Origin of the sequence: Streptomyces fractus (assembly GCF_049844455.1) — a bacterium.
Lineage (GTDB): Bacteria > Actinomycetota > Actinomycetes > Streptomycetales > Streptomycetaceae > Streptomyces > Streptomyces fractus.
In genome coordinates, this window is sequence record NZ_JBMYHI010000002.1 from 4,069,508 (window position 1) to 4,093,619 (window position 24,112).

Here is a 24,112-nt window from a genome sequence, read left to right on the forward strand (position 1 = left end):
CAGAACCCGGTCGGAACCCGAGCAGACCCCGTTCGGAAGCCGACCAGTACCCGATCCACCCCCGATACAAGGAGCCACAGGACATGGCCGACTCCAGTTTCGACATCGTCTCGAAGGTCGAGCGGCAGGAGGTCGACAACGCCCTCAACCAGGCCGCCAAGGAGATCTCGCAGCGCTACGACTTCAAGAACGTGGGCGCGTCCATCTCGTGGTCCGGCGAGAAGATCCTGATGGAGGCCAATGGCGAGGAGCGGGTCAAGGCCATCCTCGACATCTTCCAGACCAAGCTGGTCAAGCGCGGGATCTCGCTGAAGTCGCTGGACGCGGGCGAGCCGCAGCTCTCCGGCAAGGAGTACAAGATCTTCGCCTCCATCGAGGAAGGCATCTCCCAGGAGAACGCCAAGAAGGTCGCGAAGACGATCCGCGACGAGGGCCCGAAGGGCGTCAAGGCGCAGGTGCAGGGCGAAGAGCTGCGCGTCAGCTCGAAGAGCCGTGACGACCTGCAGACCGTCCAGCAGTTGCTCAAGGGCAAGGACTTCGACTTCGCGCTGCAGTTCGTGAACTACCGGTAGGACCGCCTACAAGGGCGTTTCACGGCCCGCAGCGGTCTACGTGAGCGAAGGGGGCGGCACCCGGCGGGTGCCGCCCCCTTCTTGCTGCCGGCTGCGGCTCAGCGGCGACCGCGCGAGTCGCCGAAGAAGATGCGGTAGGCGATCAGGAGGACGAGGGCGCCACCGATCGCGGCGACCCAGGTCGCGCCGTCGTAGAAGTCCGTGGATATGGGGCGGTCCAGCCAACGGGACGATATCCAGCCGCCGATGAAGGAACCCGCGACGCCGATGAGGGTGGTGCCGATCAAGCCGCCCGGGTCCCGGCCGGGCAACAGGAACTTGGCGATGGCACCGGCCAGCAGTCCAAGGATGATCCAGCCGATGATGCCCATGCCGCGTTCTGCCCTTCTGTAGTGCTGTGGCGCCTACTGCCTTGCCGCAGCGCCTTGTTGCGTCACTCTTGCCGGGCGCCGAGTGCGTCGTCGCCCTGGCTCCCTGCTGCCCAGAAGGACGACAGATAGGCATGGTGTGGTTGCACGAGCCCTTGAGTGTGCGGCGCACTGCACAGCCGGGAACTCCCCTTCGCGGGGCGGCGCCTGAAGTTCTTCGCGTGCGCCCGGTACGCCCGCTACGCGCGCGTAGCCGGAGACGGCTCGGTCTAGCGCGTCGCGAACGGCTGGTCCGTGGGCACGATTTCGCGGCCGAGCGGCAGCAGCGAGATCGGGATCATCTTGAAGTTGGCGATGCCGAACGGGATGCCGATGATCGTCACGCACAGGGCGAGGCCCGTGAAGATGTGCGCCAGGGCCAGCCACCAGCCCGCGAGGATCAGCCACAGGACGTTGCCGACGCAGGAGGGCGCGCCCGCGTCCCTGCGCTCGACCGTCGTCTGCCCGAAGGGCCACAGGGCGTAGAGGCCGATCCTGAAGGAGGCGATGCCGAACGGGATCCCGATGATGGTGATGCACAGCAGAAGGCCGGCCAGAACGTAGCCGAGGAACAGCCAGAAACCGCTCAGGATCAGCCAGATGACGTTCAGGATTGTCTTCACTGTTGGCGACCTGCCATCTGCTCGAGCCGGGAAATGCGGTCCGCCATCGGCGGGTGCGTGGAGAACATCTTCGACATTCCCTGGCCGGGGCGGAAGGGGTTCGCGATCATCATGTGGCTCGCCGTCTCGATGCGCGGCTCGGGCGGCAACGGCAACTGCTTCGTACCCGCGTCGAGCTTGCGCAGGGCACTCGCCAGGGCCAGCGGGTCACCGGTCAGCTGGGCGCCCGAGGCGTCGGCCTCGTACTCGCGGGAGCGGCTGATGGCGAGCTGGATGAGGGAGGCCGCGAGCGGCCCCAGGATCATGATCAGGAGCATTCCGAAGATGCCGGGTCCGTCGTCGTCGTTCGAGCGGCCGACCGGGATCAGCCACGCGAAGTTGACCAGGAACATGATCACGGAGGCGAGGGCTCCGGCGACCGAGGAGATGAGGATGTCGCGGTTGTAGACATGGCTCAGCTCGTGCCCGATGACACCGCGCAGCTCGCGCTCATCCAGGATGCGCAGGATTCCCTCTGTGCAGCACACGGCGGCATTACGCGGATTGCGGCCCGTCGCGAACGCGTTCGGCGCCTCCGTCGGGGAGATGTACAGGCGCGGCATGGGCTGACGCGCCTGCGTGGAGAGCTCGCGCACCATCCGGTACAGCGCGGGCGCCTCGAATTCGCTCACCGGGCGGGCGCGCATCGCGCGCAGGGCCAGCTTGTCGCTGTTCCAGTACGCGTACGCGTTCGTCCCCAGGGCGATGACGAGCCCGACGATGAGCCCCGTACGGCCGAAGAAGCTGCCGATGACGAGGATGAGGGCGGACAGGCCTCCGAGGAGTACGGCGGTCTTCAACCCGTTGTGCCGGCGGTGCACGGTACGTCCTCCTGATGGTGCGGCAGGGGAACCCACTGCTTGCGTATCTGCTGCTTCCACTGGGTCTGGAGCCTGTGCGTCTTCCACGTCCAGTGGACCCTCCCTGACTGGTCAACGCCAGACGAGGAGGACGAGTTCCCTTGTCCGCTCGGGACGGGCCATGCGGGCCTGTAGGCCGACCGGGTCAGCGCTGCTGCGGCAGACCCGCCAGTTCCAGGGCCTCCGGGTCGGCCTCGATCTCGCTCGTGCAGTGCGCGCAGCGGGTGGCGATGCCGGGGATCTGGGTGTAGCAGCGCGGGCAGTCGCGCAGGGCCGCCTTGATGTCGACGGGCTTGCCGCGGTCCAGGCGCGCCTGGAGCTTCATCATCGGGACGACGATGCAGAAGTAGAGCACCGCGGCGGTGATCAGGAAGGCGATGATCGCGCTGACGAACTTGCCGTACGGGAAGTCGGTGCCCTCGACCGTGAAGTGCGCCTCGCCGAAGTCACCGGTGGACTGCGTGGCGATGCCGATGAGCGGCGCGATGAACGCCGTACTGAGTGCGGTGACCACAGCCGTGAACGCGGTTCCGACCGCGAGGCCGATGGCCATCGTGATGATGTTTCCGCGAAGGATGAAGTCCTTGAACCCGCTCAGCACGACGCCTGTCTCCTTGGTGTGGGGCTGTGGTCATTGGTGTGGGGCCGGAGAGCGGCCCGTACGTGTGTGCCGTACGAGGGTGCCTAGAAGAGGCCCGTCGAGGCAAAACGCAGGACCAATTGGGGGGCTCCGGAGAGAGCCACTCCGATGACGGCTGTGACGGCGATCGCCGCCGTGAGCGGCCTGGACGCGCGGTGGGCGACAAGTTCGCCCTCAGGGGCGCGGAAAAGGGTCGCGGTCCACTGGAGGTAATAGAAGAGCGCGATCACGACGTTGACGGCCATGACGACGGCGAGCCAGCCGAGGCCCGCGTCGACGGCCGCCGAGAAGACCGTGACCTTCGCGAACAGGCCGATGATGCCCGGCGGCAGGCCCGCGAGGCACAGCAGGAAGAAGCCCAGGACGAGCGCGGCGAGCGGGTGCGAGGCGTACAGGCCCCGGTAGTCGCTGATGCGGTTCAGGGGCTTCGTGCGGGCGACCAGGGCGGCCACGGCGAAGGCGCCGAGGTTCACCGCGGCGTACATGAGGGCGTACGCGAGGGTGGAGCCGATCGACTTCTGGGGGTCGTCGGAGTACGCGGCCGCGGCGATCGGCACCAGGAGGTAGCCGGCCTGTCCGACGGAGGACCAGGCGAGCAGGCGGACGGCGCTGTACGCGCGCGTGGCCTGCTGGCGGATGGCAGCCACGTTGCCGACGGTCATGGTGAGTGCGGCGAGCGCGGCGAGGGCCGGGCCCCACACGTCGGCGTACGAGGGGAACGCGACGACCGTGACGAGGATGAGGCCGGAGAAGCCGACGGCCTTGCCGATGACCGACAGGTAGGCGGCGATCGGCAAGGGCGCGCCTACGTAGGTGTCGGGTACCCAGAAGTGGAACGGCACGGCGGCCGTCTTGAAGGCGAATCCCACCAGGGTGAGCGCGACGCCGGTCTGGGCGAGGGTGTGGAACTGGCCGTCCACGTGGGTGAGTTCGGTGGCCACGCGTGTGAGGTGCAGGGTGCCCGTGGTCGCGTACACGAAGCTCACGCCGAGCAGGGTGACCGCGGTGGCGGTGACCGAGGAGAGGAAGAACTTCAGGGCCGCGTCGGAGGAGCGCTTGTCGCCCTGCTTCAGGCCCACGAGGGCGAAGGCGGGAAGCGAGGCGACCTCCAGGGCGACGACGAGCGTGGCCAGATCGCGGGAGGCGGGCAGCAGGGCCGCGCCCGCGGCGGAGGACAGCAGGAGGAACCAGAACTCCCCTTCGGGGAGCGGCTTGCCCGCGTTCTTGGCGTCCTTGAGGGAGCTGATCGAGAGCAGAGCGGTGAGCAGGGCGCCGGCCAGGACCAGGAACTGGATGACGAGCGTGAAGCGGTCCGCCGTGTAACTGCAGGCGTCGTACGGCGCGCCCTTGAGGCAGAACGTGGAGCGCTCGTCCCCGATCAGTGGCAGCAGCGCGAGCGCCGCGGCCGCCAGGCCCGCGACGGAGATCCAGCCCAGGACCGGCTTGCGGCGCTCCGCCAGGAACAGGTCGGCGACCAGTACGACGAGGGCCACGACCGCCGCGATCGTGGGCGGCGCGATGGCGACCCAGTCGACGGACTGGACGAGGGACGCCACGGAGGGCGCGGCGACGGCGATCACTGGAGGCCTCCTGCGAGGAGCTTCTGCACGGCGGGGTTCGTGAGGCCGAGCAGGGCTGCGGGCCACAGGCCCGCGAGGACGGTGAGGGCGACGAGCGGGGTCCAGGCGGCGAACTCGTAGCCCCGCACATCGGCGAGCACGGGGTCGGCCGGGGCCTCCTTCGGGCGGGGGCCCATGCAGACGCGGCGGACCACGATGAGCATGTACGCGGCGGTGAGCAGCGTGCCGAAGGCCGCGATCGCCATGAAGACGAGGAACGCCGGGCGGCTGAGGTCGTCGGCGGGCTTGAACGCGCCGAACAGCGCGAGCATTTCGCCCCAGAACCCGGCCAGGCCCGGCAGGCCGAGCGAGGCGACGGCGCCGAACGCGAGGAGGCCGCCGAGGCGCGGCGCCTTGCCGTACAGGGCCATGCCGCCGTGCTCGGCAAGGGTGTCGAGGTCGCTGGTGCCGGTCCGGTCCTTGAGCGCGCCGACGAGGAAGAAGAGCAGGCCGGTGATGAGGCCGTGGGCGATGTTGGCGAACAGCGCGCCGTTCACGCCGGTCGGGCTCATCGTCGAGATGCCGAGCAGCACGAAGCCCATGTGGCCGACGGAGGAGTACGCGATGAGGCGCTTGAGGTCGCCCTTCGCGCCCTGCTTCGCGAGGTTCAGGCAGGCCAGGGACCCGTAGATGATCCCGACGACGGCGAGCGCGGCGAGGTACGGCGCCAACGTCCGCATCCCGTCGGGCGCGATGGGGAGCAGGATCCGGACGAACCCGTACGTACCCATCTTCAGCAGGACCCCGGCGAGGAGGACCGAGCCGACGGTCGGCGCGGCGGTGTGCGCGTCGGGCAGCCAGCTGTGCAGCGGCCACATCGGGGCCTTCACCGCGAGCCCGATCCCGATCGCCAGAACGGCGATGACCTGCACGGATGCGGTCAGGCCCCGGCCTTTGTCAGTGGCGAGTGCCATCATGTCGAACGTGCCCGACTTAACGCCGATAAGGAGGAGTCCGAGCAGCATCACGACGGAGCCGAGCAGCGTGAAGAGGATGAACTTCCAGGCGGCCTGCGCTCGTTGCTCACCGCCCCAGCGGGCGATGAGGAAGTACATCGGGATGAGGACCATCTCGAACGCGAGGAAGAAGAGGAGGAGGTCCAGGACGGCGAAGGTGGCGAGCGTGCCCGATTCCAGGACGAGGATCAGGGCGACGAATGCCTTGGGGGACGGCCCCTTCGGCATCTTGAAGTAGGAGTACAGCGCACAGAGGAACGTCAGCAGCGCGGTCAGGACCAGGAGGGGGAGGGAGATGCCGTCGATGCCGAGGTGGATACGCACGTGGAGCGCGGGGATCCAGCTGATGTCGGTCGTGGCCTGCATCTTTGACGGCTGGTCGTGGTCGAAGCCGAGCGCGAGGACGATCGCGGCGATGAGGATCACGCCGGTCACGGTCACGCCGTGGCGGAGCACGGCCTGGTCAGGGGAGTTTCCCTTCAGCCCGGGCGGGGCCGGGAGAAGGGCGAGGACGGCGCCGATGAGCGGGCCGACGACGATCAATGCGAGAAGAAGCTGCATCACGGATTCGCTGATATCGATCACGGCTGCTCACGCTCCGGCGGTGGCGACGAGGACGACGGCGACCACCAGGACGACGGTGCCTGCGAGCAGAGCGCTGAGGTAGGTCTGCACGTTTCCGGTCTGGGCCCTGCGCACGGCCCAGCCCAGCGCCTTCGGCGCTTCGGCCGCCCCACGTACGTAGGTGTCGACGACGGCGCGGTCGAGGAAGCGGACCAGTGCGGCGCCGGCCTGCACCGGGCGGACGAACAGCGCCGCGTAGACGGCGTCGAGGTGGAAGCCGACGGCCGCGTGGCGGTGCAGCGGGCCGAGCAGGAGGCGGCCCGGGTCGGCCGGGTCGGGGGCGCTCGCAATGTCGCCGTACGCCGGGGTGTGCGTCGCGATCGCCTCTGCCTCGACCAGGCCCGCGTCGCCGGACTCGGTGTCGACGGCGACGGCGCCGATCGGGGTGCGGCGGGCCGCCATCGCGGTGGTGTGGCGCCAGGCCGCGTAGGTGACGAGGCCGCCGACGAGGGCGAAGCCGGTGCCTAGGACGGAGGTGGTCAGTGTCGGGGTGAGGGACGTGCCGTCGAACCAGTCGGGGAGCACGCCCGTGGTCAGGCCGAAGGCGAGGGAGGGGATCGCCAGGACCCACAGGACGACGTTCATCGTGACCGGCTGCTTGCCGTGGTCGGGGGCCGCGGCGCCGCTGCCCCTGAACGCGAGGAGCCAGAGCCGGGTCGCGTAGGCGGCGGTGAGCAAGGCCGTGATCAGGCCCGCCACGAGGACGATCCAGCCGGCCGCGGTCGGCGCGGACAGGGCTCCGTTCTCGTGGCCGGTGGCGGTGTGCTCGGCGGCGCCGAGGACTGCCTCCTTGGAGAAGAAGCCGCTGAACGGCGGGATCGCGGCGAGCGCGAGCAGCGCCACGGTCATCGTCCAGAAGGCGTCGGGCACGCGGTCGCGCAGGTCCTTCATGCGGGACATCGCGGCCAGTGAGTTGGTGCCGGCCGCGTGGATGATCACGCCGGCCGCGAGGAACAGCAGCGCCTTGAAGGCGCCGTGCGCGAGGAGGTGGAAGACGGCGGCGTCGCGGTTGCCGACGGCGAGGGCGCCGGTCATGTAGCCGAGTTGGCCGACGGTCGAGTACGCGAGGACCCGCTTGATGTCGTCCTGGGCGAGCGCGGCGAGGGCCGATCCCGCCATGGTCACCGCGGCCATGACGGCGAGCACGATCAGTGCTGCCTGCGAGGCGGCGAAGACCGGGAGGAGGCGGGCGACGAAGTAGACGCCGGCGGCGACCATCGTCGCGGCGTGGATCAGCGCGGAGACGGGCGTGGGGCCCGCCATCGCGTCGGGCAGCCAGGTGTGCAGCGGGAACTGCGCGGACTTGCCCGCCACACCGGCGAGGAGCAGGAGGGCGATCAGGGTCGGGTGGTCGAGGCCACCCTCGCTGGTGACCTTGCCCAGGATCGTCGTGATGCGGAACGAGCCCGTGTCCACGGCGAGCGCGAACAGGCCGATGAGGAAGGGGACGTCGCCGAGCTTCGTGACGAGGAACGCCTTGAGGGAGGCGGCCCGTGCCTCGGGGGTCTCCCAGTAGTGGCCGACGAGGAAGTAGGAGCAGATGCCCATGACTTCCCAGCCGACCAGCAGGACCATCAGGTCGCCCGAGTAGACGACCAGGAGCATCGCGGAGGTGAAGAGCGAGACGAGGGCGGCGTACGAGGGGTAGCGCGGGTCGTCGCGCAGATAGCCCGTCGAGTAGATCTGCACGCAGGTCGCGACCAGGCCGACGAGGAGGGCGACGAGGGCGGCGAAGCCGTCGATGTGCAGGGCGAGTTCGATCGGCACGGAGCCGGTCGGGGCGAGCTGGGTGTGCGCGTCGAGGGCGGTGGTTCCGTTGCCCGTGCCGCCGCCCTGGTCGAGGGCGACGACGGCGGCGAGGACCAGCGCGGCCAGCGTCGGCAGGACGGCCAGCGGGCGGGCGAAGCCGGGGGCCGTGCGGCCGAGGAGCAGGCCGGCGACGGCGCCGAGGAACGGCAGGAGGGGGACGAGTACGGCGAGGTTCGTCGTGGTCACGCGGTGGCCTCGGCCTTCTTGTCCGCCGTCGGCGCCGGGGCGTCGGCTGCCGCGTCGGCGTCGGACGGGTCGTGCGGGTCGTCGTCCGGGTCGTGGGGCTCGGCGGAGTCGCGGAGCTTGTCGATGTCCGACGTGCCGCGGGCCCGGTACACGGCCAGGACGATCGCCAGGCCGATGCCGATCTCGGCGGCGGCGATGGCGATGGTGAACAGGGTCAGGGCCTGGCCCGCGTGCAGGGTGTCGCGCAGCCAGACGTCGAAGGCGACGAGGTTCAGGTTGACGGCGTTGAGCATCAGCTCGACCGACATCAGGACCAGGATCGCGTTGCGGCGGGCCAGTACGCCGTACAGGCCCGTGCAGAAGAGGAGGGAGGAGAGGACGGCGGGGTAGGCGAGGTGCATCAGCGGGTTCCCTCTCCTTCGGACGCCGCGGGGGCCGGGGTCGTGTTCTTCCTGCGGGACAGGACGATCGCGCCGACCAGGGCGGCGAGGAGCAGGACCGAGAGCGCCTCGAACGGCAGGACCCAGTGCTTGAAGAGGATCGAGCCGGTCACGTCCGTGCTGCCCTGCACGGGGCCGTCGAGGTCGATCCAGGTCGTCCGGAACGCGTCGACGACGACCCAGACCAGGGCGGCGGCGGAGGCGATGGCCACGGTCAGGGCGGCCCAGCGGTTGGGGCTGTCCGCGTCCGGTGAGCGGCCGATGGGCGCGCGGGTCAGCATCAGGCCGAACAGGAGGAGGACCACGACGGAACCGACGTAGATGAGGACCTGCACCCAGGCGATGAACTCGGCTGTGAGCAGGAGGTACTCGACGGCGAGCCCGCCGAGGGCGACGACCAGCCACAGGGCGGCGTGCACCAGTTGCTTCGTGGTGACGGTGACGATCGCCGCGGCGAAGGTCACGAGGCCCACGAGCACGAAGGCGATCTCGACGCCCGACGGGGAGAGGCACCCGGGGCTGTCGGCTGCCGTGGCGACGGCCGCCGATACGGCGAGGGTCATGCGGTGGGCTCCTCTCCGGGGTCCTTCGGGCTCTCCGTCGGGCTCTCCGTCGGGCTCTCCGTCGGGCTCTCCGTCGGGCTCTCCGTCGGGCTCTCCGTCGGGCTCTCCTTCGGACCGTCCGTCTGACTGTCCTTCGGGCTCTCCTTCGGACTGTCCTTCGGGCTCTCCGTCCGGCTCTCCGTCGGACCATCGGCCAACGCCGACGGGTCCCCGGCGCGGGGGGCCTGGGCGGCAGGCCCCTGAGCCGCAGGCTCCTGCGCTGCCGACTCCTGGGCCGCTGCCTCCTGCTCCGCTGGCTCCTGGGCGGCGGGCTCTTGGGCCGCGGACTCCTGAGCCGCGGGCTCCCGGGCCGCCGCCCCCTGCGCCGCAGACTCCCGAGCCGCAGACTCCCGAGCCGCAGACTCCCGAGCCGCAGACTCCCGAGCCGCAGACTCCCGAGCCGCGGACTCCTGAGCCGCGGACTCCTGAGCCGCGGACTCCTGAGCCGCGGGCTCCCGGGCCGCCGACCCCTGCGCCGCCGCTTGCTGCGCCGCCGACTCCTGGGCCGCCGCTTGCTGCGCCGCCGACTCCTGGGCCGCCGACAGTTTGTCCGCCGTTTTGTGGGCTGACGTGAGTTCCTTGGGGGCTTCGGCTGCGGGGTCGAGGGCGGGTGGGGAAGGGACGGTCCACATCCACTCGCGGAGCTTGTCGCGTTCGTGGGTGAGTTCGCGGATGTCGGTCTCGGCGTACTCGAACTCCGGGGACCAGAACAGCGCGTCGAAGGGACACACCTCGATGCAGATACCGCAGTACATGCAGAGGGAGAAGTCGATGGCGAAGCGGTCGAGGACGTTACGGCTGCGCTCGCGGCCGCCCTCCACCGTGGGCGGCACCGTTTCCTTGTGGGAGTCGATGTAGATGCACCAGTCGGGGCACTCGCGGGCGCACAGCATGCAGACCGTGCAGTTCTCCTCGAACAGACCGATCACGCCGCGGGTACGGGGCGGGAGTTCGGGCTGGGCCTCGGGGTACTGCTCGGTGACGGTCTTGCGCGTCATCGTGCGGAGGGTGACGGCGAGGCCCTTGGCCAGGCCGGACCCCGGGAAGTTCGCGGGCATCAGTTGATCGCCACCTTCACGATTCCGGTGAGCGCGATCTGCGCGAGGGCGAGGGGGACGAGGGTGGTCCAGGCGAGCTTCTGGAGCTGGTCCTCGCGCAGTCGGGGGTACGTGACGCGGAGCCAGATGACGACGAAGGCCAGGACCGCGGTCTTGAGCAGGGTCCACACCCAGCCCAGTCCTTCGGCGCCCCACGGCCCGTGCCAGCCGCCCAGGAAGAGCACCGTGGTCAGTCCGCAGAGCACCACGATGCCCGCGTACTCGGCGAGCAGGAACAGGGCGAAGCGCAGCCCCGTGTACTCGGTGTACGCGCCGAAGATGATCTCGGAGTCGGCGACCGGCATGTCGAACGGCGGGCGCTGGAGTTCCGCGAGGCCCGCCACGAAGAAGACGACGGCGCCCACGATCTGCCAGGGCAGCCACCACCACTCGAAGGCGTCGAGGATGCCGGGGAGGGAGACCGTGCCCGCGGCCATCGCCACGGAGGCCGCCGCGAGCAGCATCGGGAGTTCGTACGCCAGGAGTTGGGCGGCCGTGCGCAGGCCGCCCAAGAGGGAGAACTTGTTGGCGCTCGCCCAGCCCGCCATCAGCGAGCCGAGGACGCCGACGCCCATGACCGCGAGGACGAAGAAGATGCCCGCGTCGATGACGGCGCCGACCGCGCCGTCGCCCGGGCCGACCGGGATGGCGAGCAGCACGAGGAGGTACGGGAGGAGGGCGATCGCCGGGGCGAGTTGGAAGACGCGGCGGTCGGCGTCGGCCGGGACCACGTCCTCCTTCTGTGCGAACTTGACGCCGTCGGCGACCAGTTGGGCCCAGCCGTGGAAACCGCCCGCGTACATGGGGCCGAGGCGGCCCTGCATGTGCGCCATGACCTTGTGTTCGGTCTGGCCGACGACCAGGGGCAGCACCAGGAAGGCGACGAAGACGACGACGAGGCGCAGGGCGACGTCGAGAGCGTCGTTCACTCGTTGCCTCCGTTGTTGTCCGTCGTGTTCTGCGGGTTCTCGGGGGTCTGCGGGTTCTCGGGGGTCTGCGGGTTCTCGGGGTTCTCCGCGTTCTCGGGGGCCGGGGCGGTCTTCGGTTCCGCCTCCGTGGACTCGGGCTTCTTCGACTGCTCGTCGAACGCGGGCTTGGCGTGGTGCCAGGGCGCGTCGCTGGAGCGGGGCGCCTGCGCGGGCCCGTCCGCCGGCGTGGCCGCCTGGCCGGCCGAACCTTGGCTGGCCGAGCCCTGGCTCGCGGACCTCGTACGCCGCGCGGGACGCTCCGCGCCCGCCGCGCGACCGGCCGCACCGGCCCCCGCGGCTCGCGCTCCACGGGCGGGCCGCGCCGGGGCGGGCGGCAACTGCCCCTTCATCGGCCCCCATTCGTTCGGGTCGGGGACGCCGGGCGGCAGCATCTGGCGCCGCTTGGGGCCGCCGTGCTCGGACTCCCCCGGCTCCTTCGCCCCGGGCCACGCCTTCGCGACGCGGGCCGCGAGCACGAAGTCCTTGCGCAGCGGGTGGCCCTCGAAGCCGTCGGGCAGGAGGAGCGGGTCGAGGCCCGGGTGGTCGGTGAAGTCGACGCCGAACATCTCGTGCGTCTCGCGCTCGTGCCAGGCGGCGCCCGCGTACACGTCGACCGCAGAGGCGAGCACGGGTGCCGCGTGCGGAACGGTCGTGCGCAGCAGCAGACGGCGTACGGACCCGGGCGCCACGGCGGCGACGTGCGCGCACACGCGGAAACCGGCCTCCGGTTCGTCGACGGCGCTCAGCCAGTCGAAGTAGGTGCACCCCAGAGTCGTACGGGCCGTCGTCAGAGCCGCGATCCACTCGGCCGCCGGCACATCGACGGTCAGCAGGTCGTACGCCTCCCCGACCGTCGCCTCCGCGCCGAACAGTTCCTCGACGGGGGCGGGGAGCCAGCTCATCGCTCACCCCCGGAGGGCGCAGGCGGCTGCACGAGACCGCTGCTCAGCGCCGCCGCCGAGGGCCGGCCCGCCGCCGCGTCGGCGGACGCGTACCGCTCGCCGAGCGACTCGCGCGCGATCTTCTCCTGGAGCTTGAGGATGCCCTGGAGCAGCGCCTCGGGTCGCGGCGGGCATCCGGGCACGTACACGTCCACGGGGATGATCTGGTCGACGCCCTTGGTCACCGAGTACGAGTCCCAGTACGGGCCGCCGCAGTTGGAGCAGGCGCCGAACGAGATGACGTACTTGGGTTCCGGCATCTGCTCGTACAGGCGCTTCACGGCCGGTGCCATCTTGTCCGTGACCGTGCCGGAGACGACCATCAGGTCGGCCTGGCGCGGGCCCGGCGCGAAGGGGATGACGCCGAGCCGGATGAAGTCGTGGCGCGCCATGGACGCGGCGATGAACTCGATGGCGCAGCAGGCGAGTCCGAAGTTGAAGACCCACAAGCTGTAGCGGCGGCCCCAGTTGAGGACCACCTTCATCGGCTCGGGCGCCAGGCGCGAGAGCACGCCCAGTTTCTTCGGTTCGGGCAGGTACACCGGCTCCGAGGGAGTCACATCACTCACGCCCATGTAAGGACGCCCTTCTTGTATGCGTACAGCAGGCCCACGGTGAGGAAGCCCAGGAAGATGAACATCTCGACGAGGGTCGTCGCGCCGTATCCCGGCGCGGCGAAGACCGTGGCCCAGGGGAAGAGGAAGATCGAGTCGACCGCGAAGATCACGTAGAGGAAGGCGTACACGTAGTAGCGGACCTGGGTGTGGGCCCAGCCGTCGCCGACGGGGTCGACGCCGCATTCGTACGTGAGGAATTTTTCCCTGGTGGGAACCACCGGGCGCAACAGCTTCCCCGAGCCGAAGGCGACGGCGACGAAGAGCACGCCGACGACGGCGAGCAGTCCGACGACCGAGTACGACTGGAAGTAGTCCGCCGCGATGACGGTCACGTCCGATCCCGTCACGTACCTGCGCCCCTCGCGAGTTCGTTGTGTTCGACGATCTGTACGCACGGGAGTCTAGGCCCTGTTAAAGGGAAGGTAAGCAGCCCGGGGCGAGGGGCTTGGGCAAGAGGGGGCTCGTGGTGGGGTTAACCCCCGCTCAAGTTGGCGGTCGTCCTCATGGCGCCCCGCCCCGGGCCAGGGCACTCTTGCCGCTATGACCGAGCCACTCGACACCCCCGAAGACCATCCGGTGCTGCCCCCGCCACGCCTCGGGTACGACAGCGCCACGTGGAAGGAGATCGCCTATCTCCTGAGCAGCTTCCCGCTGTCCGTCTTCGGATTCGTGTACGCCGTCACGATGGTGACGCTCGGCGCGGGGCTCACGGTCACGGTGATCGGGCTCCCGCTGATCGCCGCCGGGCTCAGGGGCGCGCGGGTGCTCGGCAAGGCGGAGCGCGGGCGGGCGCGGGCACTGCTCGGCGTGCGCATCGACGAGCCGAGCCCGCTGCCGATGCGGCGGGCGGGCGGCTTCTTCGGCTGGCTGTGGACCGGACTCAAGGACCCGGTGGGCTGGCGCACGGTGCTGTACGAAGTGATCCGGTTGCCGTGGGCCGTGCTGACGTTCGCGCTCACGCTGGTCGGCCTGTTCGTGCTGTGGCCGGTGCTGCCGTTCATCGTGCGCGGCCTGGCCAACGCGGACCGGGTGATGGTGCGGGCGCTGCTCTCCCCCTCCGACGAGTTGGAGCGGCGGATCGAGGAGCTGGAGTCGGACCGGGGCGTCGTCGTCGACACGGCCGCCGCCGACCTGCGGCGCATCGAGCGCGATCTGCACGACGGGGCGCAGGCCCGCCTGGTCAATCTGGCCATGGGCCTCGGTCTCGCGAAGGAGAAGCTTCTGGAGGGCCAGGCCGACGACGTGGTGGCGGCGATGGTCGACGAGGCGCACGGCGAGGTCAAGCTCGCGCTCCAGGAGCTGCGGGACCTGGCACGCGGCATCCACCCGGCGGTCCTCACCGACCGGGGGCTCGACGCGGCGTTGTCCTCCGTGGCCTCGCGCTGCACGGTGCCGGTGAAGGTGACGGCGGACCTGCCGGGCCGCCCCGCGGAGGCGATCGAGGGCATCGCGTACTTCACGGTCTCCGAGCTGCTCCAGAACGTGAGCAAGCACAGCGGCGCGCGGTCCGCTTCGGTGGATGTGTGGCGCTCGCAGGACCGGCTGCTCATACAGGTGTGGGACGACGGGCGGGGCGGCGCGAGCCTCGACAAGGGGACCGGCATGTCGGGCCTCGCGGAGCGGCTCGACGCGGTCGACGGACTGTTCGTCGTGGACTCGCCGGACGGCGGCCCGACCATGATCACGGCGGAGCTGCCGTGGCGCGACAGGACCGAGCCGATACGGCAGGGGTAGGGAAAACCCCCGGTCGAAGACGCCGACCCGCCGCATGGTCGCGGGACGCGCCCGCGAGGAGGCTTGAACCAGAGCCCGAGAAAGCGGAGCCCAAGAAGGCAGAGCCCGAAAAGGCCGAGCCCGAGTAGCAGGGCTCGAGTAAGCAGAGCGACGGCTCCCCCGGTGGGCCTCAGCAGCCCTGAGCAGAACGGACGGACACCGATGGCCACGCACCAGTACGGATATCGCGAGCAGAGCGACGCACACGCGTACTCGTACGACGAGGACCGCGACGCCGGCCACGGATACAGCTACGGCCACGGCTACGGATTCGACGGTGGTCGCGGCGCCGGTTCCGGCCCCCGCCGGGGTCTGCGGCGGCTGCCGGCCGGGCTGCGGGCGCCGATCGAGGGGCGGACCTGGCGGGAGTTCGGGTATCTGCTGCTCAGCCTGCCGCTCAGCATCATCGGGTTCGTGTGGGCCGTGACGATGACCTCGCTCGGTGTGGGCCTGCTGATCACGTTCATCGGGGTTCCGGTGCTCGCGGCGGCGCTCGCCGGGGCGCGCGGGCTCGGGGCGCTCGAGCGGGTGCGGGCGCGCGGGCTGCTCGGCGTCGAGGTCGGCACGCCGGAGCCGCTGCGGCCGCGCACGGGCGGGCCGATGGGGTGGATCGGGGCGACGCTGAAGAGCGGCGTCTCGTGGCGGCATCTGCTGTACGGGGTGCTGCACATGCCGTGGGCGGTGTTCGGGTTCGCCGTGGGGCTGAGCTTCTGGGTGACCGGCTGGACGATGCTCACGTATCCGCTGTGGCGCTGGGTGTTCCCCACGTACGTGGGGCAGGACGGCATTCAGTTGTACGGGGACGCCGGCCACGCCGTGTACCTGGACAACCCCTTCGAGATCACGGTGACCGCGGCGCTCGGGCTGCTCGTCACGCTGGCCACGCCGTGGGTGATCCGGGCGCTGACGACGGTGGACCGGCTGATGGTGGTGGGGCTGCTCGGCCCCTCGCGGCTCGCGTCGCGCGTGGTGGAGCTGGAGTCGGACCGGGGCGTCGTGGCCGACACGGCGGCGGCGGACCTGCGGCGCATCGAGCGGGATCTGCACGACGGGGCGCAGGCCCGCCTCGTCAACCTGGCCATGGATCTCGGGGTGGCCAAGGAGAAGCTGAGCGAGGACCCGGCGACGGCGGCGCGCATGGTGGACGAGGCGCACGGTGAGGTGAAGACGGCGCTCCAGGAGCTGCGGGACCTGGCGCGCGGAATCCATCCGGCGGTGCTCACCGACCGGGGGCTCGACGCGGCGTTGTCCGCGGTGGCGTCGCGGTGTGCGGTGCCGGTGCGGGTGGAGGTCGACCTGGCGGAGCGGCCGGTGCCGGCCATCGAGGGCATCGCGTACTTCACCGTCTCGGAACTCCTGCAGAACGTGAGCGAGCACAGCGGGGCGACGCGGGCGGAGGTCGACGTGTGGCGGGCGCGGGACCGGTTGATGGTGCAGGTGTACGACAACGGGGCCGGCGGAGCGGTGGCCTCCGGCGGGAGCGGGTTGGCGGCGTTGGCTGGGCGGCTCGACGCGGTCGACGGGATCTTGGTGGTCGAGTCGCCGGCGGGTGGGCCGACGCGGGTGACGGCGGAGTTGCCGTGGCGGCGGGCGTGACAGGGGGGTGAGCCCGGGGGGGGGGGGTGGCTGCGCGGCATCGGGGCCTGCCCCCGGCCTACCCGTGGCTGGGCCCCGGCTTCCCGTTGCGCGGCACCGGCTTCCCGTGGCCGGTGCCGCCTCATCCGTTGCGCGGCACCGGTCCTCGGTCACGGGGCTCCGCCCCGGACCCCCGCTCCTCAATCGCCGGAGGGGCTTGAGGAACCGCTCCTCCGCCGCCGGAGGAGCTTGATTAGCCTGCCCCCCGTCGCCGGAGGAGCTTGATTAGTCCGCCCCCGTCGCCGGAGGGACTCAATTGGCCCGCCCTCCGGCGCCGGAGGGCTCTATTGGGGCGCCCTTCGTGAACCGGCCATCGGCGCCAAAGAAGGGGCCTCCCCCAACCGGAGGTGTCCGCTCCCACACCTGTACCCCCCGATCCTGGAATGCTGGGGCATGAGGATCGGACGATCCCGGCGCGCACCGTGTCGGGACGCTCGTGTGCTGGGGGGCTCAAGAACGTGGAGGACAAGGTGCGGGTCGTCATCGCCGAGGATTCAGTGCTGCTCAGGGAGGGCCTGACCCGGTTGCTCACGGACCGCGGACACGAGGTCGTCGCGGGTGTCGGCGACGGGGAAGCGCTGGTCAAGACCATCATCGAGCTGGGCGAGCAGAAACAGCTGCCGGACGTGGTCGTCGCCGACGTACGGATGCCGCCCACGCACACGGACGAGGGCGTGCGCGCGGCGGTGCGATTGCGGGCCCGGTTCCCCGACCTCGGGGTGCTCGTCCTGTCGCAGTACGTGGAGGAGCAGTACGCCACCGAGCTGCTCGCCGGGTCGAGCCGTGGCGTCGGGTACCTGCTCAAGGACCGGGTCGCCGAGGTCCGGGAGTTCGTGGACGCGGTGGTGCGGGTCGCCGAGGGTGGCACGGCGCTCGACCCCGAGGTGGTCGCGCAGTTGCTCGGGCGCAGCCGCAAGCAGGACGTGCTGGCGAACCTCACGCCGCGCGAGCGCGAGGTGCTCGGGCTGATGGCGGAGGGACGTACGAACTCGGCGATCGCCCGGCAACTCGTGGTGAGCGACGGCGCGGTCGAGAAGCACGTCAGCAACATCTTCCTGAAGCTGGGCCTGTCCCAGAGTGACGGGGATCACCGCCGCGTTCTGGCGGTCCTCACCTACCTGAACTCCTGATTACCTGACACCCTGTCAGATAATGCAGGCATCGAAGATGCACTGCAGACGCACCGACGACACATCGAAGTACACCGGAGCACGCCCAGGTACACCGAAGAACCATCGACCGGCCGAGCGCGTCCCCCACAGGGGGAATCACCACACAAATCGGGGCGACCCGCCGTCTCATTTGGCGGTCCACCATGCGAATCGCCTCAGGAAGGCGACCCTTACAGACGTAGGGTGGAGCCGTGGGAGGGCCGGTGGGACGGCCGTGCCCGCACAGCCGCCTCGAGGGAGGTCCAGTTCAGTGACCAGCCAGGTCAGTAGCACCACCGAGCAGGCCGACGGGACCGACAGCGCAGTTGTCGGCGGGCAGCGCACGTCGGCGGGACAATCGAGCAAGGACGTACGGCGCGTGGACCGGGTGATCATCCGGTTCGCGGGTGACTCCGGTGACGGCATGCAGCTCACGGGGGACCGCTTCACTTCGGAGACCGCGTCGTTCGGCAACGATCTCTCCACGCTGCCGAACTTCCCGGCGGAGATCCGCGCCCCCGCAGGGACCCTGCCGGGCGTGTCCTCCTTCCAACTCCACTTCGCCGACCACGACATCCTCACGCCGGGCGACGCCCCGAACGTGCTGGTGGCGATGAACCCGGCCGCATTGAAGGCGAACATCGGGGACGTGCCGCGCGGCGCCGAAGTCATCGTCAACACCGATGAGTTCACCAAACGGGCGATGCAGAAGGTCGGTTACGACACCAGCCCGCTCGAGGACGGGTCGCTCGACGGGTACCACGTGCATCCGGTGCCGCTGACGACGCTCACCGTCGAGGCGCTGAAGGAGTTCGAGCTCTCCCGCAAGGACGCGGGGCGCTCGAAGAACATGTTCGCGCTCGGCCTGCTGTCGTGGATGTATCACCGGCCGACCGAGGGCACGGAGAAGTTCCTCAAGGCCAAGTTCGCCAAGAAGCCCGAGATCATGAAGGCGAACCTGGCGGCGTTCCACGCGGGCTGGAACTTCGGTGAGACGACCGAGGACTTCGCGGTCTCCTACGAGGTCGCCCCCGCTTCCACCGCCTTCCCGACCGGCACCTACCGCAACATCTCCGGGAACCTGGCCCTGTCCTACGGGCTGATCGCCGCCTCGAAGCAGGCCGATCTGCCGCTGTACCTGGGCTCGTACCCGATCACGCCGGCGAGCGACATCCTCCACGAGCTCAGCAAGCACAAGAACTTCGGCGTGCGCACCTTCCAGGCCGAGGACGAGATCGCCGGGATCGGTGCCGCGCTCGGCGCGGCCTTCGGCGGGTCCCTCGGCGTCACCACGACCTCGGGCCCCGGTGTCGCGCTCAAGTCCGAGACGATCGGCCTCGCCGTGAGTCTCGAACTGCCGCTGCTCGTCATCGACATCCAGCGCGGCGGCCCCTCGACCGGCCTGCCGACCAAGACCGAGCAGGCGGACCTGCTCCAGGCGATGTACGGCAGGAACGGCGAGGCGCCCGTCCCGGTCGTCGCGCCCAGGACCCCCGCCGACTGCTTCGACGCCGCGCTGGAGGCCGTCCGGATCGCGGTCACCTACCGCACCCCGGTCATGCTCCTCTCGGACGGCTATCTGGCCAACGGCTCGGAGCCGTGGCGCATCCCCGAGGTCGACGAACTCCCGGACCTGCGCGTCCAGTTCGCCTCCGGGCCGAACCACACCACCGAGGACGGCACCGAGGTCTACTGGCCGTACAAGCGCGACCCGCAGACCCTGGCCCGCCCCTGGGCGATCCCCGGCACGCCGGGCCTCGAACACCGGATCGGCGGCATCGAGAAGCAGGACGGCACGGGCAACATCTCGTACGACCCGGCCAACCACGACTTCATGGTCCGCACCCGGCAGGCGAAGATCGACGGCATCGAGGTGCCCGACCTCGAGGTCGACGACACGACCGGCGAGGCCCGCACGCTCGTCCTCGGCTGGGGCTCGACGTACGGCCCGATCACGGCCGCGGTGCGCCGCCTGCGCACGGCCGGTGAGCACATCGCGCAGGCCCATCTGCGCCACCTCAACCCGTTCCCGCGGAATCTGGGCGAGGTCCTGAAGCGTTACGACAAGGTGGTGATCCCCGAGATGAACCTCGGTCAGCTCGCCACGCTCGTACGGGCGAAGTACCTGGTCGACGCGCACAGCTACAACCAGGTCAACGGAATGCCGTTCAAGGCTGAGCAGCTCGCCACCGCTCTCAAGGAGGCCATCGATGGCTGACACGCAGACCAGGCAGCCCAGGGAGGCCGGCGGACCGGCCACGGAAGAGGGCGCCGGGGAGACCGGGGACGGCGCGGAGACGCTTCTGTCACTGGTCCCCAAGGCCGAGGCCAAGCAGTCCATGAAGGACTTCAAGTCCGACCAGGAAGTGCGCTGGTGCCCCGGCTGCGGCGACTACGCGGTCCTCGCCGCCGTGCAGGGCTTCATGCCCGAGCTCGGTCTGGCGAAGGAGAACATCGTCTTCGTCTCCGGCATCGGCTGCTCGTCCCGCTTCCCGTACTACATGAACACGTACGGGATGCACTCCATCCACGGCCGCGCCCCCGCCATCGCCACCGGACTCGCCTCCTCCAGGCGGGACTTGAGCGTGTGGGTGGTGACCGGTGACGGCGACGCGCTGTCCATCGGCGGCAACCACCTCATCCACGCCCTGCGCCGCAATGTGAACCTGAAGATCCTGCTGTTCAACAACCGGATCTACGGCCTGACGAAGGGCCAGTACAGCCCGACGTCCGAGGTCGGCAAGATCACCAAGTCGACGCCGATGGGCTCGCTCGACGCGCCCTTCAACCCGGTGTCGCTCGCCATCGGCGCGGAGGCGTCCTTCGTGGCCCGGACCGTCGACTCCGACCGCAAGCACCTCACGTCGGTGCTCCGGGCGGCCGCCGACCACCAGGGCACGGCGCTCGTCGAGATCTACCAGAACTGCAACATCTTCAACGACGGCGCCTTCGAGGTCCTCAAGGACAAGCAGCAGGCCGAGGAAGCCGTCATCCGCCTCGAACACGGGCAGCCGATCACCTTCGGGGCCGAGGCCTCGAAGGGCGTCGTACGCGACGCGGCCACCGGTGACCTGCGGATCGTTCCGGTCACGGAGGACAACAAGGGCGACATCCTGGTCCACGATGCCCACGCGGCGACCCCGACCACGGCCTTCGCGCTCTCCCGGCTCGCCGACCCCGACACCCTGCACCACACCCCGATCGGCGTCCTGCGCGATGTCGAACGGCCCGTCTACGACGTGCAGATGAGCGACCAGCTCGACGCCGCGATCGAGCGGGACGGCAAGGGCGAACTGGGCGCGCTGCTCGCCGGCGGCGACACCTGGACCGTCGTGGGCTGAGCGCCCCACAGGCACACGCCGGGGCCCGGACGCGGAACACCGCGCCCGGGCCCCGTACGTTTCAGGAGGGCCTGGCCTCGTCGTACGCCTCGCGCGCCGCCTGCACCTCGGGCAGTCGCCGGTCCGTCCAGTCCGCGAGCGCGCGGACCTGCGCGGCGGCCTCACGTCCTAGCCCGGTGAGCGAGTAGTCGACGCGGGGCGGGATCACGGGCTTGGCGTCGCGGTGGACGACACCGTCCCGTTCCAGGGTCTGGAGCGTCTGCGCGAGCATCTTCTCGCTGACCCCGCCGATCGCCCGGCGCAGCTCACTGAACCGGTACGACCGCTCCTCCAGCGCCAGCAGCACGAGGACGCCCCACCGGCTCGTGACGTGCTCAAGGACGAGCCGCTGCGGGCACATGCCCTCACCGGTCGCCGTCGTCCACTCCAGAAGCCTGCTCACTGTCACGTCAGTACCTTACTTCAAAGTGGGTACTTACGAATCCTCAGTGCCGGACGTACAGTGAGGGAGAACCGCCACATCAGGGAGATTTCAGACATGAGCTTCGTCGTCACCGGTGCCACCGGCCACCTCGGCCACCTGGTCGTCACGCAACTGCTCGACGCGGGCGTCCCCGCCGCCGAGATCGCCGCCGTCGTGCGGGACAAGGCCAAGGCCGCCGACCTCGCCGGTCGCGGGGTCGAGCTGCGCGTCGCCGACTACAGCGCGCCCGAGACGCTCGACGGCGTCTTCCGCGCGGGCGACCGCGTCCTGCTGGTCTCCGGCAGCGAGGTCGGGCAGCGCGCCGCCCAGCACCAGGCCGTGATCGACGCGGCGAAGGCGGCGGGCGTCGCCCTGCTCGCGTACACCGGAGTGCTCGGCGGCCCGGACGCCGACTTCGCGCTGGCCGACGAGCACAAGGTCACCGAGCAGGCGATCCTCGACTCCGGTCTGCCGTACACGTTCCTGCGCAACGGCTGGTACCACGAGAACTTCACCGAGAACCTGGGCCCGGTCCTGGAGCACGGCGCCGTCGTGGCCAACGCGGGCGAGGGCCGGTTCGCCTCCGCGTCGCGCGCGGACTTCGCCGCGGCCGCCGTCGCCGTACTGACCGGTGAGGGCCACGAGAACCAGGTGTACGAGCTGAGCGGCGACGTCGCGTGGTCGCTCGCCGAGTACGCCGCCGAGGTCGCGCGGCAGTCCGGCAAGGAGATCGTCTACCGGGCCGTCACGCCCGAGCAGAACCGGGAGATCCTGGTCGGCGCCGGGCTGCCCGCCCCGTTCGCCGACATCCTCGTGGGCGTGGACACCGCGGTCGAGAAGGGGCTGCTCGCCCGGCAGAACGGCGACCTGGCCCGGCTCATCGGCCGCCCCACCACCCCGATCGCCGACGCCATCGCCGACGCACTGCGCTAGGCGCAGCCCTCTCCCCCTGGGCACAGACTGGGCACAGACGTCAGGACCGTATGGCGATACGGGCATGACGGGCGGGGCCCGGCGGCGCTACCTTCGTGGGGGCCGCCGCCGGGTCGGCCGTGTGTCACGAGGGAGGGTTCATGCAGGACGGAGCGGGCGCGGCGCCGGACGGACCGGGGGAGAGCCGGAAAGAGGGGCGCACCGGACTCCTCAACGGGTTCGCGGCGTACGGGATGTGGGGCCTCGTCCCCCTGTTCTGGCCCCTGCTCAAGCCCGCCGGCGCCGTGGAGGTCCTGGCGCACCGGATGGTGTGGGCGCTGGTCGTCGTGGGCCTCGCGCTGCTCTTCGTACGGAAGTGGGACTGGGCGCGCGAGCTGATCCGGCAGCCGAAGCGGCTGGGGCTCGTCGCGATCGCCGCGTCCGTCATCACGGTCAACTGGGGCGTCTACATCTGGTCCGTGAACTCCGGCCATGTCGTCGAGGCCTCGCTCGGGTACTTCATCAACCCGCTCGTCTCGATCGCGCTCGGCGTCCTGCTCCTGAAGGAACGGCTGCGGCCCGCGCAGTGGGCGGCCGTCGGGACCGGGGTCGTCGCCGTCCTGGTGCTCGCCATCGGATACGGGCAGCCGCCGTGGATCTCGCTGGTGCTCGCGTTCTCGTTCGGCACGTACGGGCTCGTGAAGAAGAAGGTGAACCTGAGCGGCCTGGAGTCGCTCGCCGCCGAGACCGTCGTGCAGTTCCTGCCCGCGCTCGCCTATCTGGTGTGGCTGACGGCGCAGGGGCGGTCGACGTTCGGCACGGAGGGCGTGGGGCACGCCGCGCTGCTCGCGTCGTCCGGGCTGATCACGGCCCTTCCGCTGGTCTGCTTCGGGGCGGCGGCGATCCGGGTGCCGCTGTCGACGCTGGGGCTCCTGCAGTATCTGACGCCCGTCTTCCAGTTCCTGCTGGGGGTCTGGTACTTCCACGAGGCGATGCCCGCCGAGCGGCTGGCCGGGTTCTCCCTGGTGTGGCTGGCGCTCGCCGTGCTGACCTGGGACGCGCTGCGCACGGCGCGGGTCAATCGGGCCCGGCTGGCCGAGGCGGCGGCGGAGGCGGCGCGCCATTCGTCAACTTCCGCTCCCGCGGAGGAAGTTCGGCCTATAACTGGGGCATGACCCTGCACTGGAAGCTCGTCGTCGACGCCGCCGACCCGCACACACTGGCCGAGTTCTGGGCGGCCACCCTCGGCTACGAGGTCGAGGACAACGCCGCGCTCATCGAACGGCTCCTCGGGTTCGGGGCGGTGAGCGAGGCGGACACCGTGACGCGGTGGGGGCGCCGGTCCTTCCGTGACCTGGTCGCCGTGCGCCACCCCGACGACCCGGTGGACGCGGACACCGGCACCGGGCTCGGCCGCCGGATCCTGTTCCAGCGGGTGCCCGAGGCGAAGACCGGCAAGAACCGGCTGCACATCGACGTACATTCCGGGGCCGGGCAGCGGGCGGCCGAGGCCGAGCGGCTCACCGGCCTCGGCGCGCGCCTCCTGCACGAGGTGAAGGCGCAGGGCGGCGAGTGGCTGCTGATGGCCGACCCCGAGGGCAACGAGTTCTGCCTCCAGTAGCCCCACCGTCGGTCACCAACTCTTCGCGGAATCCCCCCTGTTCGCCTCGTGGCGCTCCTCCGAACCGCCGGTAACGTGTGCTCGACCGTCCGGGCGGTCGATGCCCATGCCGCGTCCCGCCCGCGCCTGAAGCCGCACATTCTGCTCCTGGAGGAGCCTTGACCTACGCACGCCTCCTGGGCGCCCGCACCGCACCGCGCCCGGCGCACAGAGGCG

General features: G+C 70.4%; 24 protein-coding genes. 9 read left to right on the forward strand and 15 right to left on the reverse strand.

Features of this window, described 5'->3' with window-relative positions; genetic code table 11:
- Positions 1–83: 83 nt before the first annotated feature.
- Positions 84–572: a YajQ family cyclic di-GMP-binding protein gene (locus ACP4E5_RS20255; protein WP_425830669.1), complete on the forward strand. Its 489-nt coding sequence runs from the start codon at positions 84–86 to the stop codon at positions 570–572.
- Between the two features lie 98 nt (positions 573–670).
- On the opposite strand, the gene ACP4E5_RS20260 is transcribed toward ACP4E5_RS20255, so the two are convergent.
- The 14 genes from ACP4E5_RS20260 to ACP4E5_RS20325 form a co-directional block, all read right to left on the reverse strand.
- Positions 671–943 (reverse strand): GlsB/YeaQ/YmgE family stress response membrane protein, encoded by a 273-nt coding sequence (locus ACP4E5_RS20260; protein ID WP_425830671.1) that lies wholly within the window; start codon positions 941–943, stop codon positions 671–673.
- Positions 944–1,209: 266 nt separating this feature from the next.
- Positions 1,210–1,602 carry a YccF domain-containing protein gene (locus ACP4E5_RS20265; RefSeq protein WP_425830673.1) on the reverse strand — a complete coding sequence of 131 codons (393 nt, stop codon included), beginning with the start codon at positions 1,600–1,602 and terminating at the stop codon, positions 1,210–1,212.
- The gene (htpX, locus tag ACP4E5_RS20270) at positions 1,599–2,462 is read right to left on the reverse strand and encodes a zinc metalloprotease HtpX (protein ID WP_425830675.1); all 864 of its coding nucleotides are present in this window, start codon (positions 2,460–2,462) and stop codon (positions 1,599–1,601) included. The genes ACP4E5_RS20265 and htpX overlap by 4 nt, the downstream gene beginning before the upstream one ends.
- A 184-nt stretch (positions 2,463–2,646) precedes the next feature.
- Positions 2,647–3,102 (reverse strand): large conductance mechanosensitive channel protein MscL, encoded by a 456-nt coding sequence (locus tag ACP4E5_RS20275; protein ID WP_425830677.1) that lies wholly within the window; start codon positions 3,100–3,102, stop codon positions 2,647–2,649.
- 83 nt (positions 3,103–3,185) lie between these two features.
- Positions 3,186–4,721: an NADH-quinone oxidoreductase subunit N gene (locus tag ACP4E5_RS20280; protein WP_425830679.1), complete on the reverse strand. Its 1,536-nt coding sequence runs from the start codon at positions 4,719–4,721 to the stop codon at positions 3,186–3,188.
- The gene (locus ACP4E5_RS20285; RefSeq protein ID WP_425830681.1) at positions 4,718–6,301 is read right to left on the reverse strand and encodes a complex I subunit 4 family protein; all 1,584 of its coding nucleotides are present in this window, start codon (positions 6,299–6,301) and stop codon (positions 4,718–4,720) included. Before ACP4E5_RS20285 ends, ACP4E5_RS20280 begins: the two co-directional genes overlap by 4 nt.
- Positions 6,302–6,307: 6 nt before the next feature.
- Positions 6,308–8,335 carry an NADH-quinone oxidoreductase subunit 5 family protein gene (locus tag ACP4E5_RS20290; RefSeq protein WP_425830683.1) on the reverse strand — a complete coding sequence of 676 codons (2,028 nt, stop codon included), beginning with the start codon at positions 8,333–8,335 and terminating at the stop codon, positions 6,308–6,310.
- Positions 8,332–8,736 carry an NADH-quinone oxidoreductase subunit NuoK gene (gene nuoK / locus ACP4E5_RS20295; RefSeq protein ID WP_425830685.1) on the reverse strand — a complete coding sequence of 135 codons (405 nt, stop codon included), beginning with the start codon at positions 8,734–8,736 and terminating at the stop codon, positions 8,332–8,334. The genes ACP4E5_RS20290 and nuoK overlap by 4 nt, the downstream gene beginning before the upstream one ends.
- Positions 8,736–9,338, reverse strand: coding sequence for an NADH-quinone oxidoreductase subunit J family protein (locus tag ACP4E5_RS20300; protein WP_425830687.1), 603 nt, complete (start codon positions 9,336–9,338; stop codon positions 8,736–8,738). Before ACP4E5_RS20300 ends, nuoK begins: the two co-directional genes overlap by 1 nt.
- The gene (locus ACP4E5_RS20305; RefSeq protein ID WP_425830689.1) at positions 9,335–10,435 is read right to left on the reverse strand and encodes a NuoI/complex I 23 kDa subunit family protein; all 1,101 of its coding nucleotides are present in this window, start codon (positions 10,433–10,435) and stop codon (positions 9,335–9,337) included. Before ACP4E5_RS20305 ends, ACP4E5_RS20300 begins: the two co-directional genes overlap by 4 nt.
- A complete protein-coding gene (locus ACP4E5_RS20310; protein WP_425830691.1) occupies positions 10,435–11,403 on the reverse strand; it encodes a complex I subunit 1/NuoH family protein in 969 nt (322 codons plus the stop codon). The genes ACP4E5_RS20305 and ACP4E5_RS20310 overlap by 1 nt, the downstream gene beginning before the upstream one ends.
- Entirely contained in the window at positions 11,400–12,344 is a 945-nt protein-coding gene (locus ACP4E5_RS20315; RefSeq protein WP_425830693.1) for an NADH-quinone oxidoreductase subunit C, read from the reverse strand. Before ACP4E5_RS20315 ends, ACP4E5_RS20310 begins: the two co-directional genes overlap by 4 nt.
- Positions 12,341–12,958 (reverse strand): NADH-quinone oxidoreductase subunit B, encoded by a 618-nt coding sequence (locus ACP4E5_RS20320; protein WP_425830695.1) that lies wholly within the window; start codon positions 12,956–12,958, stop codon positions 12,341–12,343. Before ACP4E5_RS20320 ends, ACP4E5_RS20315 begins: the two co-directional genes overlap by 4 nt.
- Positions 12,949–13,347 carry an NADH-quinone oxidoreductase subunit A gene (locus tag ACP4E5_RS20325; protein WP_351342346.1) on the reverse strand — a complete coding sequence of 133 codons (399 nt, stop codon included), beginning with the start codon at positions 13,345–13,347 and terminating at the stop codon, positions 12,949–12,951. Before ACP4E5_RS20325 ends, ACP4E5_RS20320 begins: the two co-directional genes overlap by 10 nt.
- Before the next feature lie 193 nt (positions 13,348–13,540).
- Here ACP4E5_RS20325 and ACP4E5_RS20330 point away from each other — a divergent pair, with 193 nt between their 5' ends.
- The 5 genes from ACP4E5_RS20330 (at position 13,541) to ACP4E5_RS20350 (ending at position 20,900) form a co-directional block, all read left to right on the forward strand.
- Positions 13,541–14,734 (forward strand): sensor histidine kinase, encoded by a 1,194-nt coding sequence (locus ACP4E5_RS20330; RefSeq protein ID WP_425830698.1) that lies wholly within the window; start codon positions 13,541–13,543, stop codon positions 14,732–14,734.
- Positions 14,735–14,935: 201 nt separating this feature from the next.
- The gene (locus ACP4E5_RS20335) at positions 14,936–16,369 is read left to right on the forward strand and encodes a sensor histidine kinase (RefSeq protein WP_425830699.1); all 1,434 of its coding nucleotides are present in this window, start codon (positions 14,936–14,938) and stop codon (positions 16,367–16,369) included.
- A gap of 509 nt (positions 16,370–16,878) precedes the next feature.
- Positions 16,879–17,538 (forward strand): LuxR C-terminal-related transcriptional regulator, encoded by a 660-nt coding sequence (locus ACP4E5_RS20340; RefSeq protein WP_425841485.1) that lies wholly within the window; start codon positions 16,879–16,881, stop codon positions 17,536–17,538.
- A 292-nt stretch (positions 17,539–17,830) separates the two neighbouring features.
- On the forward strand, positions 17,831–19,777 hold the full coding sequence (locus tag ACP4E5_RS20345) for a 2-oxoacid:acceptor oxidoreductase subunit alpha (RefSeq protein WP_425830701.1): 1,947 nt from the start codon (positions 17,831–17,833) through the stop codon (positions 19,775–19,777).
- 121 nt (positions 19,778–19,898) lie between these two features.
- A complete protein-coding gene (locus tag ACP4E5_RS20350) occupies positions 19,899–20,900 on the forward strand; it encodes a 2-oxoacid:ferredoxin oxidoreductase subunit beta (RefSeq protein ID WP_425841488.1) in 1,002 nt (333 codons plus the stop codon).
- Between the two features lie 61 nt (positions 20,901–20,961).
- Here ACP4E5_RS20350 and ACP4E5_RS20355 read toward each other — a convergent pair whose 3' ends face one another.
- Positions 20,962–21,300, reverse strand: a complete 339-nt coding sequence (locus tag ACP4E5_RS20355) for a winged helix-turn-helix transcriptional regulator (protein WP_425841491.1) — start codon at positions 21,298–21,300, stop codon at positions 20,962–20,964.
- 138 nt (positions 21,301–21,438) lie between these two features.
- On the opposite strand from ACP4E5_RS20355, the gene ACP4E5_RS20360 reads away from it, so the two are divergent.
- From ACP4E5_RS20360 to ACP4E5_RS20370, 3 genes are all read left to right on the forward strand, one after another.
- Entirely contained in the window at positions 21,439–22,296 is an 858-nt protein-coding gene (locus ACP4E5_RS20360; RefSeq protein WP_425830703.1) for an SDR family oxidoreductase, read from the forward strand.
- Positions 22,297–22,436: 140 nt separating this feature from the next.
- Complete coding sequence (rarD, locus tag ACP4E5_RS20365; RefSeq protein WP_425830705.1) at positions 22,437–23,450, forward strand: EamA family transporter RarD; 1,014 nt, start codon at positions 22,437–22,439, stop codon at positions 23,448–23,450.
- Positions 23,447–23,896 (forward strand): VOC family protein, encoded by a 450-nt coding sequence (locus ACP4E5_RS20370; RefSeq protein ID WP_425830707.1) that lies wholly within the window; start codon positions 23,447–23,449, stop codon positions 23,894–23,896. The genes rarD and ACP4E5_RS20370 overlap by 4 nt, the downstream gene beginning before the upstream one ends.
- The last annotated feature ends 216 nt before the right edge of the window (positions 23,897–24,112 follow it).

Excerpts from the sequence above, each read along its gene's own strand:
- ACP4E5_RS20255 (WP_425830669.1), top strand. The coding sequence starts at position 84 with ATGGCCGACTCCAGTTTCGACATCGTCTCGAAGGTCGAGCGGCAGGAG.
- ACP4E5_RS20260 (WP_425830671.1), bottom strand. The coding sequence starts at position 943 with ATGGGCATCATCGGCTGGATCATCCTTGGACTGCTGGCCGGTGCCATC.
- nuoK (WP_425830685.1), bottom strand. The coding sequence starts at position 8,736 with ATGCACCTCGCCTACCCCGCCGTCCTCTCCTCCCTCCTCTTCTGCACG.
- ACP4E5_RS20300 (WP_425830687.1), bottom strand. The coding sequence starts at position 9,338 with ATGACCCTCGCCGTATCGGCGGCCGTCGCCACGGCAGCCGACAGCCCC.
- ACP4E5_RS20305 (WP_425830689.1), bottom strand. The coding sequence starts at position 10,435 with ATGCCCGCGAACTTCCCGGGGTCCGGCCTGGCCAAGGGCCTCGCCGTC.
- ACP4E5_RS20315 (WP_425830693.1), bottom strand. The coding sequence starts at position 12,344 with ATGAGCTGGCTCCCCGCCCCCGTCGAGGAACTGTTCGGCGCGGAGGCG.
- ACP4E5_RS20320 (WP_425830695.1), bottom strand. The coding sequence starts at position 12,958 with ATGGGCGTGAGTGATGTGACTCCCTCGGAGCCGGTGTACCTGCCCGAA.
- ACP4E5_RS20330 (WP_425830698.1), top strand. The coding sequence starts at position 13,541 with ATGACCGAGCCACTCGACACCCCCGAAGACCATCCGGTGCTGCCCCCG.
- ACP4E5_RS20335 (WP_425830699.1), top strand. The coding sequence starts at position 14,936 with ATGGCCACGCACCAGTACGGATATCGCGAGCAGAGCGACGCACACGCG.
- ACP4E5_RS20350 (WP_425841488.1), top strand. The coding sequence starts at position 19,899 with ATGAAGGACTTCAAGTCCGACCAGGAAGTGCGCTGGTGCCCCGGCTGC.
- ACP4E5_RS20355 (WP_425841491.1), bottom strand. The coding sequence starts at position 21,300 with ATGTGCCCGCAGCGGCTCGTCCTTGAGCACGTCACGAGCCGGTGGGGC.
- ACP4E5_RS20360 (WP_425830703.1), top strand. The coding sequence starts at position 21,439 with ATGAGCTTCGTCGTCACCGGTGCCACCGGCCACCTCGGCCACCTGGTC.
- rarD (WP_425830705.1), top strand. The coding sequence starts at position 22,437 with ATGCAGGACGGAGCGGGCGCGGCGCCGGACGGACCGGGGGAGAGCCGG.
- ACP4E5_RS20370 (WP_425830707.1), top strand. The coding sequence starts at position 23,447 with ATGACCCTGCACTGGAAGCTCGTCGTCGACGCCGCCGACCCGCACACA.